Genomic DNA, 10,753 nt, shown 5'->3' with positions numbered 1-10,753 from the left:
CGCGACGCCGACGAGCCATGCATCAGCTGTGGACGCTACCACACCGGCCAATATCACGCCGGGCATTACCGCACGGTGGGGAGTCATCCGGAGCTGCGCTTTGATGAAGATAACTGCCACAAGCAGTGCTCGGTCTGTAACAACTTCAAATCCGCGAACCTGAGCGAGTACCGCCCTAACCTGATAGCCAAGATAGGTCAGGCACGGTTTGACCGGTTAATGGGGCCACCGCCGAAAGTCGGCAAGCTGGGCCGCAGTGACTATGAGCGCATCCGCGACACGTATAAAGCCAAACGCAAAGCATTGAAGCAGGAGAAGGCAGCATGATGACCCCTAAACAGAAACGAGAAATCAAACACAACGCCTGGGCGACTGTTGCCGGTGTTCCCCGCAAGAAATACCTGGGTAAGTACCAGCGCCTGACCCGACTGCAAACACTGTGGATCACTTCGCTGCTGAACGCCTGGGGCGATATGTACGGCGGTAACACCGATGGGAAGTTGAAGTGCAGCGGCGGCAGCGGTGTATGGGGACAAATCATGCCTGAGCAGTGGGACGACGAAAGCGCGGCTCGAATTGTGAAGGTGCTGGGCGACCTGCGCAAACTTGGGTATCGCGGGGAGGAGCAGTTGAAGAAGGCGACCACAATTCTTTGGCCGCACCGCTCGCTTGAGTCGATGCTGGTGGCTGCTGACGCTGGTGAGGAATGCGACTTCATGGAAAAAGCGGTGCTGGCGTCGATGAAGCACGATAACCCGGTCTACATCATCGGCAAGCTGTTCTACACGGGCCGAAACAATACGGTGTCGGTGCTGGGGCGCTATATGCAAAATCATTATGCCCCCTGGCTGACACGCGATCAGGTGGATGACCGCGTGCGCTGGTGCATTGAAATATTTAATTCTGCGGTGTTCGTCGCCGTTCGTGCAGCTATCTGCATCGAAAATGAAGAAAAATGCAAAAATAGCTTGAAAATAGCCAAAGAAACTGCATAATACAGGTATGCTTTCGCGAAGCTGTACCATCAAGCGATGCAACAAAATGACCCGCCTCGAGCGGGTTTTTTTATGGAAAAATTAAAGCGAAGCCTCATCCAACATTAACCGGTGTCCCAACTGAGGGGTTGTGTCGGCAGCGGGGTGATGGGGCTTCGCCTTAATGTTTGTGAAGTGGGCGGCGGAGAGGGTGAGGTAACACCCCGTCCGCCAGGTGCTCATGTCAATGGTCACAAGCGAACCTTTGCCCGTGCTGCGAACAGCAGGACGAGCGTATCAACTAAGGGCGCTTATGATTTCAGAAACACGTCTTATCAACGCTGACACAACAGCGTTTATCAAAAACCTGCCGGACAACTCCGTAGACCTTATTGCAACCGACCCGCCTTACTATCGGGTTAAATCTTGCGATTGGGATAACCAGTGGAAGAACGAGGCCGAGTACCTCGCCTGGCTGGATACGTTGCTGGTGGAATTCTGGCGGGTGCTGAAACCGAACGGTAGCCTTTACATGTTCTGCGGTAGCCGGTTGGCGTCCGATACTGAGCTGCTGGTGCGCCAACGTTTCGACGTACTGAGCCATATCGTATGGGCCAAACCTTCTGGGGCTTGGAAGCGACAGCACAAAGAAGGGCTGCGGGCTTTCTTCCCATCGACTGAGCGGATCATTTTCGCCGGTCACTATGCCGGGCCTTTACAACCGAAGGTAGACGGTTTCGCCGCGAAGTGTGGAGAGCTGAAGCAAAACGTCTTTAAGCCGCTGATTGATTATTTCAGAACGGCCCGGCAATCCCTCGGCGTGTCAGCGAAGGAAATCAACGCGGCAACAAAAACGCAGATGTGCAGCCACTGGTTCTCAGAGAGCCAATGGCAATTGCCAAGCGAAAAGCAGTATCAGGCGCTCCAGGCGTTATTCGACCGCATTGCAAAAGAGCGGCAGCAGGCTGGTGGATTGAATCGGCCCCATCATGAGCTGGTGCGGGAATACCGGACGCTGAACCGCGAATATTTGGAATTGTGCCAGGAATACCGATCGCTCCGCCGCCCATTCACGGTAACGGCAGCAGTTCCCTACACTGACGTTTGGCACTATCCGCCGGTTGCCTTCTACCCTGGCAAGCACCCCTGTGAAAAACCCGCCGAAATGATGGAACACATCATCAGCGCCAGTAGCCGCCCCGGTGACGTGGTGGCCGACTTCTTCATGGGTTCTGGCTCAACCATCAAGGCAGCTATCAAGCTGGGCCGTATCGGTCTGGGTGTAGAGCTGGAGGCTGAACGGTTCGAACAAACACAACGGGAGATATTCCCGGAAAACTGAACGGCCCCGGCATTTGCTGGGGCTTTTTGCATCTAACGCCCGGCATCGGCTGAGCTAACACAGGAGATAACTCATGTCCGAACCGGTAACCAGTACCGCCGCAGGGACTTACATGATTGGCGGTATCACTATTGCTGGGCTGGTGGCGGGGGCAGATACGGGCGTAATCATCGGGGCTTTCGCTGGTGCTGTGATTTATGTCCTGTCGGCAGCTGATCTTTCAATCTGGCATCGTCTGGCGTCGTTCCTGGCATCGTTCATGATTGGCACGTTGGCGGCTGGGTTCGTCACTGACGCCATCAACTACTTGACCCCGGATGCTATTCACGCTGAAAGGCCGCTGGGTGCTGTAGTTGCTGCTGCTGTGGCGGTTCGCATCTTCATGTACATCAGCAAGCAGTCGGAAAATCCGGGGCAGTGGTTTAAGCGGCTGCGGGGAGGTAGTGGTGATGGCCAGTGAAATTATCCTGATTGTGAATGCGGTGGCCTGCACGGCTATCGCGTTGCGTCTGATGACATTTCGCAGGGCTGGTGGCACTCATCGGCCATTAGCCGCATGGGCGGCATATTTCCTCATTATCGCGGCGGCGTCCGTACCAATCCGCATCCTGACAGGTGAGTACGTTTGTGCCGATTGGTCGGAGACATTCATCAATATCGCGTTTTGCGTCACGGTGCTGGCGGCACGCGGGAATGTCATGCACCTGGCTAAACCTTTCTTGAGATAGACCTATGACACAAAACGACTTTCAACGGGCGGCAGGTATCAGCGCCGGGTTAGCTGCGCGCTGGTATCCGCATCTGCTCGTAACGTTTGCAGAATTCGGCATCAACAAGCCGTTAGAGCAGGCGATGTTTATCGCGCAAATCGGCCATGAGTCGAACGGCTTCACGGCCAAGGTCGAATCATTCAACTACAGCGTTGATGGCTTGATCGCGACATTCGGCCCCAAATCGAAAGCCAAGCGGCTGACTGACTATCAATGCCGGATGTTGGGGCGTACAGCTCAGCAGCAAGCCAAGCAGGAAGCTATTGCCAATCTGGTCTACGGCGGACGAATGGGTAACAGCGCCAGCGGCGACGGTTGGAAATATCGCGGACGCGGGCCAATGCAAACGACCGGCCTGAAAAACTACATGGCGTGCGGCCCGGCGCTGAAACTCGACCTGGTTGGTCATCCAGAACTGCTGGAAGAAGACCTGAACGGCATGCGTTCGGCTGGGTGGTACTGGAAAGCTAACGACTGTGGTCGCAACGCTGGTGATGTCGAGTTGACCACGCGGCGCATTAACGGCGGGACTAACGGCCTGCAGGACAGGAGCGAACGCTTCGAACGTGCTTGCAAGGTGCTGTTATGAGCTGGCGCTGGTGGTGGGATGTAATTATCAAAGCGTGGCCTCTGCTGGTGGCGCTGCTGGCCGCAGTGCTGGTGCTCTACACGCTTTCTCTGCGCGATGACCTGGATAAATCCAAAAGGAATAACGGCGCGCTGGTGGAAAAGTTAAACACCAAAGACGCGGCGCTGGTGGCGATGAAACAGGCATCAGATGCTGACAGGCAAGCGAGCGCCGCGCAGTTGGAAAAAGAGCGGAAACTGAGAGGGAAGGCTGATGCAGAAAACAAAGCGTTGCGCGAGGCTCTGGACGCGAGCGGCTGTAGCAACAAGCCTCTGCCTAGTGCTGCTCTCGACATCCTGCGCGGACAGGCCAAAGCCGCAGAGCACCCAGATGATTTACGTCCTGCCGCCAGCGGTGCTGCTGCAACAGTGCGATGACGCACCGTTCACCGGCACAACGTTCGGTGATGCAGTGACAGCGCTGCACGCCAAACAAGGCGAAATGAAGGTGTGCGCCTCACGCATGGAGGCGTTAATCAAGTGGGCGCAGAGCGCCGGGAGAGAGCAATGAGCAAGCAGTTTTACGAGCGCCGTAAGCGCTATTTAGAAGAGAAGCGCCGCCGCATGGAAGAGATGGAGGTCAGCAAGATTGTGCTGACTCAAGAGCAAATCAAAGAGCTGGCACGGTTCGCGGCTGAAGACGGTCAGCCGTCATACACCATTACGCATGGACTTATTGATGCGTTCGAGGCGGATGATGGTAAGCACGTGCCGGAGTACAGCGGCCTGATCGCCTACTCGGAGTCGGAAGAGCACGGCGTTTTGCAATTGTCCTAATTTATAAAATTCTGCAAAAGGCATTCATCGAGTGCCTTTGACAGAATAAACGATCTGAATACCCATAAGGCGGTTTGCTACATCGTCGGGGTTATATCCAACTAACTAGCAGGAAGTTCCATATGAGCATCAAGAAACCCTACGGCAGCAAATGGCAAGCCGAACGGCTTGTGTTCCTGCGGGAGAATCCTCTGTGTGCCATGTGTCAGCAGATGGGGCGCATCGAACCAGCAACGGTGGTGGATCACATCGTGCCGCACCGCATGAAAGAAGCGAAGACGCCCGAGGAAATGAAGAAGGCTCAGCATCTGTTCTGGAGTCGCAAGAACTGGCAGGGATTATGTAAGCCACATCACGACTCCACAAAGCAACGTATGGAGAAGACCGGCAAGGTAATAGGGTGCTCGCCCGACGGCCTGCCGCTTGACCCTGCGTCGCACTGGAACCGCTGACAGCGGCGTTTGAACGCGGTGGGGAGGGGCGGGGTAAGAGTTCACCCCTCTCGCCCTTAAAGACCGCCGCTTGTCATTTGTGCGCACAACCGCGAAATGAAAAGTTTTTTTCTGGGAGGTTCCGATGGCAGGACGACGCCCGAAACCGTCCCACCTCAAGGTGGTCACCGGCAATCCGGGCAAACGTAAACTTAATGATAAAGAGCCGCAACCGGCGAGAGAAATTCCCAGCCCACCTTCGCACCTGACGGACTGGGGGAAAACGGCCTGGGGAAAAATGACTGTGCTGCTGGACGGCATGGGCGTTCTGACCGTTGCCGATACTTTTGCGCTTGAGCGGCTCTGCGATATTTACGCCGACATATTGCAACTGCGCAACACTATCGCCGACGAGGGCCGAACTTATACAGTTCAAACGGAGGGGGGCTTTTTGATTAAGGCTAACCCTGCGGTTGCCATGCTGGCAGACGCCGATCGCCGCTTCAAAAGTTATTTGGTGGAGTTTGGTCTGACGCCTGCCGCCAGGTCAAAGGTGAAAGTAAATGGTGGAGAGAAAGAAGAAGACCCGCTCGCCGAATTCTTCGGCACCTGATCCAGCCACGCAATATGCGCTGGACGTTACCGAAGGGCGAATTATCGCCGGGCCTGATATCCGAAACGCCTGCAAACGTCACCTTAATGATTTAGCCCAAGGTGAAAGCCGGGGGCTGTATTGGGATGTTGATGCTGTTGGCCGCGTGGTTGACTTCTTTGCCAAGGTGCTGAAGTTGAACGGCGGCGAACATGAAGGTGCGCCTTTCGTCCTTCTTGGATGGCAGGCATTTGTTGTTGGCTCACTCTTTGGCTGGAAAAAAGCAAACGGCACGCGTCGATTCAGAACGGCATATATCGAATCAGGCAAAGGCTCTGGCAAGTCGCCATTATCCGCAGGGATTGGCCTCTACTGCCTCGTTGCGGACAAAGAACCGCGTGCTGAGGTTTATGCAGCCGCCACGAAAAAAGACCAGGCGATGATCTTGTTTCGTGATGCGGTGGCGATGGTGAATCAGTCCCCGGCACTGGCCCAACGTATCGATCCCTCCGGCGGGGCCGGTAAAGAATGGAACCTGGCATTTTTGCAAACGGGTTCTTTTTTCCGTCCGATCAGCTCTGATGATGGGCAATCAGGGCCGCGTCCGCACTGTTGCCTCATTGATGAGGTGCATGAGCACAAAGACAACAAAGTGGTTGAGATGATGCGCGCCGGGACAAAAGGTCGCAGGCAAGCGCTCATCTTCATGATCACAAACAGCGGTCACGATAAAACCAGCGTTTGCTACGAGTACCACCAGTACGGCAAACAACTCGCCGCCGGTCAGAAAGTTAACGATGCCTTCTTTGCGTTCATCTGCTCTTTGGATGAGGGTGACGATCCTTTCAAGGATGAGTCCTGCTGGGCAAAAGCCAACCCCTCAATGGGGCATACGTTCCAACCAGAATATTTACGCGAGCAGGTGGAAGATGCGCGAGGCATGCCGTCGAAAGAAAGCCTGGTCAGACGCCTTAACTTCTGCGAATGGGTGGATGCTGAAAACCCGTGGATCGGTGGCGATATCTGGATGGCATGTGAAAAAACATTCGATATCGAAAGCCTGAAAGGGGAAGAGTGTTTTGGCGGTCTGGACTTATCCGGCAAGCGCGACCTGACAGCGCTGGGGCTGTATTTCCCGCGCATTAAGACGGCGCTGGTGGAGTTCTGGACGCCGCGCGACACGCTGCACGACAGGGCCAGAAATGACCGCGTTCCGTATGATTCCTGGGTGCGTGAAAAGTACCTGCATGCGCCAAAGGGCAGCGCTATCGATTACGGCTTCGTTTCTAAACGAATCGCCGAGCTGGCAGCACTCTTTGATATTCAGTCGATCGCCTTCGACCGCTATCACATGGACTATCTCGAGCCTGAATTGCTGGATGAAGGGGTGACCGTTCCGTTGGTTCCTCATGGGCAAGGCTTCGGCAAATCGGCGGAGTCGGGCTTGTGGATGCCGCATTCAATCGAGCTGCTCGAGCAACTCATCACCGAGAAAGAAATCACCATCCTGTTTAATCCTTGTCTGCGCTGGAACGCGGCGAACGCGGTTATTGAAGAAGATAAAAGCGGAAACCGGGTATTCAGCAAACGGCGCAGTAATGGCCGCATAGATGGCGTAGTAGGGCTGGCGATGGCTGTCGGTGCTGCTGATGGCGTTGTTGAGGATGACGGCGATATTGATGGCTTTTTCGATGATCCGATCATGGTAGGTATCTGATGGGCAAAAACAAGCAACCTGGGCGCGTTAAAAGCGCCCTTTTAAATTGGCTGGGTGTTCCTATCAGTCTCACTACCGGGACATTCTGGCAAGAATGGTTCGGCACCAGCAGCAGCGGCAAGGTGGTCACTGCCGACAAGGCTATGCAGCTTTCCGCTGTATGGGCTTGCATTCGGTTACTCAGCGAATCGGTTTCCACTTTACCGATGAAAGTCTATCGTCGTGAGGCGGATGGTTCTCGTAAGCTGGCGCAGGATCACCCGGCATACCAGGTGTTGTGCCGCCGCCCGAACCTCGAAATGACGCCGTCCCGATTCATGTTGATGGTGGTGGCCAGCATCTGTTTGCGAGGGAATGCCTTCATTGAGAAAAAAATGATTGGCAGAAAGCTGGTGGCGCTTAATCCGCTGTTGCCTCAAAACATGGTGGTTAAACGTCTGGATACCGGGCAGTTGCAGTACACCTACACCGAGGACGGCAAAAAGCGCGTGATACCGGTAGACCGGATGATGCACATTCGCGGCTTTGGTCTGGATGGTGTCTGCGGCATGATGCCGCTGAGTTCGGGCCGTGACGTGTTTGGGGCGGCGATGGCTGTTGATGAGTCGGCGGCAAAAATTTTTGAAAACGGCCTGCAAACGTCGGGATACATCAGTTCGAAAGTTGCGCTGAATAAAGAGCAGCGAGAGCGTCTGCGCCAATACTTAGCCGCGTTCGCCGGTTCAAAAAACGCCGGTAAAATGATGGTGCTGGAGGGGGATTTATCGTACCAGAATGTCACGATGAACCCTGAAGACGCGCAGATGCTGGAAAGCCGAGCCTTTAGCATTGAGGAAATCTGTCGCTGGTTTCGGGTGCCGCCTTTCATGGTGGGGCATGTGACGAAGCAGAGTAGCTGGGCATCGAGTGTTGAAGGGATGAACCTGATTTTCCTGACCAACACGCTACGACCACTGCTGGTGAACATTGAGCAAGAAATCTCACGTTGCCTGCTCGATAGCGATGAAGATTACTTTGCTGAGTTCTCGGTGGAAGGTTTGTTGCGTGCCGACAGTGTTGGCCGCGCGGCGTACTACACCACCGCTCTGCAGAATGGCTGGATGAGTCGCAACGACGTTCGCCGACTTGAAAACCTGCCGCCGATTCCTGGCGGTGAAATCTATACCGTGCAGCTTAACCTGACCCCGCTTGAGGACTTGAAACAAAATAACCTCGGCGCTCAGGCTGCCAATGTCACCCGGCTGCATAATTATCTTTTCCCCGATATTCCTGAAGACCAGTCACCGCTGAGAAAAGCGGCGTAGGAGCAATCCCCCATGACAAAAAAACGACTTCCGGTCGCACCGGCGGGGCGTCCCTGCGCGGGCGTTACCTGTGAGCCGCTGCCTTCGGCGCTCGAAAGATGGAATGGCGGTCTAAAGGCCGCTGCCTCTAACGACAACTCTATCTCGGTGTTCGACGTCATCGGCCAGGATTACTGGGGCGAAGGCGTTACAGCGAAACGGATCGCCGGTGCGTTGCGTTCAATGAATGGCGCTGACGTTACCGTAAACATTAACTCGCCGGGCGGGGACATGTTTGAGGGGCTGGCGATTTATAACCTGCTGCGAGAGTACCAAGGCAAAGTAACCGTAAAAGTGTTGGGGCTGGCTGCGAGCGCAGCCTCAATCATTGCGATGGCCGGTGACGAGATTCAAATCGGCCGCGGTGCTTTCCTGATGATCCATAACTGCTGGGTAGTGGCGATCGGTAATCGCCATGACTTTGCTGGAATGGTGGAGTATCTCGAACCTTTCGATAACGCAATGGCAGATATTTACTCCGCCCGCTCCGGTCTCGATAGCGACACCGTCAAGCAGTTGATGGACGGCGAAAGCTACATCGGCGGCAGTGATGCCATCGAGAAAGGGCTGGCCGATAGTCTGTTGTCATCCGATGCGGTCAGTAGTGACGAAGACTCACCGGCGGCAGCATTGCGCAAGCTGGATTCCATACTGGCCAAGGCTAATACCCCTCGGTCAGAACGCCGAAAACTTTTGAAAGCCTTAACAGGTAGCACGCCGAGCGCTGTTACCGATCCGACGGGTACGCCGAGCGCTACCGAACCATCCCCTGAAATCCTTGCCAAGCTGAACGCCGCATTAAGCGGGCTGTGCGCGGCGTGCTAATCATTTGGAGAAATTATGTCTGAAGTTAATGAGATTCTGAAAAAAGTCACTGCATCTATCGAAGAAGCAACCGGCAAATTTAACGCCAAGGCCGAGGACGCCCTCAAAGAGGCGAAAAAATCAGGCGAGCTGTCCGCAGCGACCAAGGACAGCGTTGATAAAATGGCGACCGAACTGAACGCCCTGAAGGCGGCAGAGAAAACGCTGAAGACTGGGCTGGGTGAGCTGGAGCAGCATGTGGCGCAAATGCCATTGAACCGCGCGGCTGAAGTGGTTCAATCGGTCGGGCAGCAGGTGATTTCGGCAGAAGTGCTGAAAGACTTTGCCTCCGGTATTCAGGCCTCTCAGCGGCTGAGCATTCCGGTTAACGCGACGCTGATCTCTACCGATGTTCCTGGGCAGATTGTGGCCCCGCAACGTCTGCCGGGTATTGATACCGCGCCGAAACAACGCCTGTTTATTCGCGACCTGATCGCACCAGGCACCACCGGCTCTAGCACGATTTATTGGGTGCAACAAACAGGCTTCACCAACAAGGCCGCCGCTGTTCCTGAAAATACCACGAAGCCGTACAGCGATATCCAGTTTGCTGAAAAGATCACACCGGTTCGCACATTGGCCCATATGTTCAAAGCCTCCAAGCAGATTCTGGACGATTTCGCACAGCTGCAATCGACCATTGATGCAGAGATGCGTTACGGCCTGAAGTATGTCGAAGAGCAGGAGATTCTGTTCGGTGACGGCACCGGCGCACACCTGGAAGGCATCATGCCGCAGGCCTCGAAGTATAAGGCTGCGTTTGAAGTCGCGATGCAAAACGGCATTGACGATCTGCGCCTGGCAATGTTGCAGGCACAACTGGCACGCTTCCCATCAACGGGCCATGTGCTGCACTTCACCGACTGGGCCAAGATTGAGCTGCTCAAGGACTCGTTGGGCCGCTATATCCTCGCCAATCCAGCCGCGCTAACCGGCCCGACTCTCTGGGGCTTGCCTGTTGTCGCGACGGAGTCAGCGGCGTTCCTGGGTAAATTCCTGACCGGTGCTTTCAGCGCGGGTGCACAACTTTTTGACCGTGAAGAGGCAAACGTGGTGATCAGCACCGAGAACGCCGACGACTTCGAGAAGAACATGATCTCGATTCGTTGCGAAGAGCGTGTGGCGCTGGCGGTCAAACGACCTGAAGCGTTTGTTACCGGTGCCTTCACCGTGCCAACCCCACCAACCGGCGGTTAATTATCCGCACCGCATAGCGGCCTTCGGGCCGCTTTCAAGGAGATACCCATGAAAGTTAAAGCACTTGTACCGATCTTGTTCGGTAGCCGGGTGGTGAATGACGGCGAGTTGTTCGAAAC

The 10,753-nt window shown here is 55.1% G+C and carries 15 protein-coding genes; all 15 read left to right on the top strand.

The features are described 5' to 3' along the window. Nucleotides 1-327 (top strand): recombination protein NinG (locus AC4PR2_RS26405; protein ID WP_492175719.1); only part of this gene is annotated, 327 nt, incomplete at its 5' end. Continuing rightward, complete coding sequence (locus tag AC4PR2_RS26400; protein WP_099032850.1) at nucleotides 324-995, top strand: hypothetical protein; 672 nt, start codon at nucleotides 324-326, stop codon at nucleotides 993-995. The genes AC4PR2_RS26405 and AC4PR2_RS26400, both read left to right, overlap by 4 nt. Before the next feature lie 292 nt (nucleotides 996-1,287). Further along, on the top strand, nucleotides 1,288-2,316 hold the full coding sequence (locus tag AC4PR2_RS26395) for a DNA-methyltransferase (protein ID WP_492175718.1): 1,029 nt from the start codon (nucleotides 1,288-1,290) through the stop codon (nucleotides 2,314-2,316). 73 nt (nucleotides 2,317-2,389) lie between these two features. Then, nucleotides 2,390-2,776 carry a putative holin gene (locus AC4PR2_RS26390; protein WP_033655082.1) on the top strand — a complete coding sequence of 129 codons (387 nt, stop codon included), beginning with the start codon at nucleotides 2,390-2,392 and terminating at the stop codon, nucleotides 2,774-2,776. After that, the gene (locus AC4PR2_RS26385; RefSeq protein ID WP_033655083.1) at nucleotides 2,766-3,044 is read left to right on the top strand and encodes a phage holin family protein; all 279 of its coding nucleotides are present in this window, start codon (nucleotides 2,766-2,768) and stop codon (nucleotides 3,042-3,044) included. The genes AC4PR2_RS26390 and AC4PR2_RS26385 overlap by 11 nt, the downstream gene beginning before the upstream one ends. 4 nt (nucleotides 3,045-3,048) lie before the next feature. Beyond that, nucleotides 3,049-3,675 carry a glycoside hydrolase family 19 protein gene (locus AC4PR2_RS26380; protein WP_213672751.1) on the top strand — a complete coding sequence of 209 codons (627 nt, stop codon included), beginning with the start codon at nucleotides 3,049-3,051 and terminating at the stop codon, nucleotides 3,673-3,675. Beyond that, nucleotides 3,672-4,091 (top strand): DUF2570 family protein, encoded by a 420-nt coding sequence (locus tag AC4PR2_RS26375; RefSeq protein WP_213672752.1) that lies wholly within the window; start codon nucleotides 3,672-3,674, stop codon nucleotides 4,089-4,091. Before AC4PR2_RS26380 ends, AC4PR2_RS26375 begins: the two co-directional genes overlap by 4 nt. After that, nucleotides 4,045-4,224, top strand: a complete 180-nt coding sequence (lysC, locus tag AC4PR2_RS26370; RefSeq protein WP_074181246.1) for an Rz1-like lysis system protein LysC — start codon at nucleotides 4,045-4,047, stop codon at nucleotides 4,222-4,224. The genes AC4PR2_RS26375 and lysC overlap by 47 nt, the downstream gene beginning before the upstream one ends. Nucleotides 4,225-4,286: 62 nt before the next feature. Then, the gene (locus AC4PR2_RS26365) at nucleotides 4,287-4,490 is read left to right on the top strand and encodes a hypothetical protein (RefSeq protein ID WP_213672764.1); all 204 of its coding nucleotides are present in this window, start codon (nucleotides 4,287-4,289) and stop codon (nucleotides 4,488-4,490) included. Between the two features lie 122 nt (nucleotides 4,491-4,612). Further along, nucleotides 4,613-4,942, top strand: coding sequence for an HNH endonuclease (locus AC4PR2_RS26360; protein ID WP_110621443.1), 330 nt, complete (start codon nucleotides 4,613-4,615; stop codon nucleotides 4,940-4,942). Nucleotides 4,943-5,066: 124 nt separating this feature from the next. Next, nucleotides 5,067-5,534, top strand: coding sequence for a phage terminase small subunit P27 family (locus AC4PR2_RS26355; protein ID WP_047574388.1), 468 nt, complete (start codon nucleotides 5,067-5,069; stop codon nucleotides 5,532-5,534). Next, nucleotides 5,485-7,230, top strand: a complete 1,746-nt coding sequence (locus AC4PR2_RS26350; protein ID WP_213672754.1) for a terminase large subunit — start codon at nucleotides 5,485-5,487, stop codon at nucleotides 7,228-7,230. The genes AC4PR2_RS26355 and AC4PR2_RS26350 overlap by 50 nt, the downstream gene beginning before the upstream one ends. After that, the gene (locus AC4PR2_RS26345; RefSeq protein WP_492175717.1) at nucleotides 7,230-8,534 is read left to right on the top strand and encodes a phage portal protein; all 1,305 of its coding nucleotides are present in this window, start codon (nucleotides 7,230-7,232) and stop codon (nucleotides 8,532-8,534) included. The genes AC4PR2_RS26350 and AC4PR2_RS26345 overlap by 1 nt, the downstream gene beginning before the upstream one ends. 12 nt (nucleotides 8,535-8,546) lie before the next feature. After that, complete coding sequence (locus AC4PR2_RS26340; RefSeq protein WP_197757884.1) at nucleotides 8,547-9,398, top strand: head maturation protease, ClpP-related; 852 nt, start codon at nucleotides 8,547-8,549, stop codon at nucleotides 9,396-9,398. A 15-nt stretch (nucleotides 9,399-9,413) separates the two neighbouring features. Further along, the gene (locus AC4PR2_RS26335) at nucleotides 9,414-10,634 is read left to right on the top strand and encodes a phage major capsid protein (protein WP_492175716.1); all 1,221 of its coding nucleotides are present in this window, start codon (nucleotides 9,414-9,416) and stop codon (nucleotides 10,632-10,634) included. Nucleotides 10,635-10,753 lie beyond the last annotated feature (119 nt).

The organism is Serratia sp. A07 (genome assembly GCF_058725505.1).
Note: the sequence above shows the minus strand (reverse complement) of the source record. Positions and strands in the feature narration are given on the sequence as shown.

Bases quoted from the DNA above. Each gene is read 5' to 3' on its own strand.
- AC4PR2_RS26385 (WP_033655083.1), top strand. From the start codon at position 2,766: ATGGCCAGTGAAATTATCCTGATTGTGAATGCGGTGGCCTGCACGGCT.
- AC4PR2_RS26360 (WP_110621443.1), top strand. From the start codon at position 4,613: ATGAGCATCAAGAAACCCTACGGCAGCAAATGGCAAGCCGAACGGCTT.
- AC4PR2_RS26340 (WP_197757884.1), top strand. From the start codon at position 8,547: ATGACAAAAAAACGACTTCCGGTCGCACCGGCGGGGCGTCCCTGCGCG.
- AC4PR2_RS26375 (WP_213672752.1), top strand. From the start codon at position 3,672: ATGAGCTGGCGCTGGTGGTGGGATGTAATTATCAAAGCGTGGCCTCTG.
- AC4PR2_RS26390 (WP_033655082.1), top strand. From the start codon at position 2,390: ATGTCCGAACCGGTAACCAGTACCGCCGCAGGGACTTACATGATTGGC.
- AC4PR2_RS26380 (WP_213672751.1), top strand. From the start codon at position 3,049: ATGACACAAAACGACTTTCAACGGGCGGCAGGTATCAGCGCCGGGTTA.
- AC4PR2_RS26400 (WP_099032850.1), top strand. From the start codon at position 324: ATGATGACCCCTAAACAGAAACGAGAAATCAAACACAACGCCTGGGCG.
- AC4PR2_RS26350 (WP_213672754.1), top strand. From the start codon at position 5,485: ATGGTGGAGAGAAAGAAGAAGACCCGCTCGCCGAATTCTTCGGCACCT.
- AC4PR2_RS26395 (WP_492175718.1), top strand. From the start codon at position 1,288: ATGATTTCAGAAACACGTCTTATCAACGCTGACACAACAGCGTTTATC.
- AC4PR2_RS26355 (WP_047574388.1), top strand. From the start codon at position 5,067: ATGGCAGGACGACGCCCGAAACCGTCCCACCTCAAGGTGGTCACCGGC.
- AC4PR2_RS26345 (WP_492175717.1), top strand. From the start codon at position 7,230: ATGGGCAAAAACAAGCAACCTGGGCGCGTTAAAAGCGCCCTTTTAAAT.
- AC4PR2_RS26365 (WP_213672764.1), top strand. From the start codon at position 4,287: ATGGAGGTCAGCAAGATTGTGCTGACTCAAGAGCAAATCAAAGAGCTG.
- lysC (WP_074181246.1), top strand. From the start codon at position 4,045: ATGATTTACGTCCTGCCGCCAGCGGTGCTGCTGCAACAGTGCGATGAC.
- AC4PR2_RS26335 (WP_492175716.1), top strand. From the start codon at position 9,414: ATGTCTGAAGTTAATGAGATTCTGAAAAAAGTCACTGCATCTATCGAA.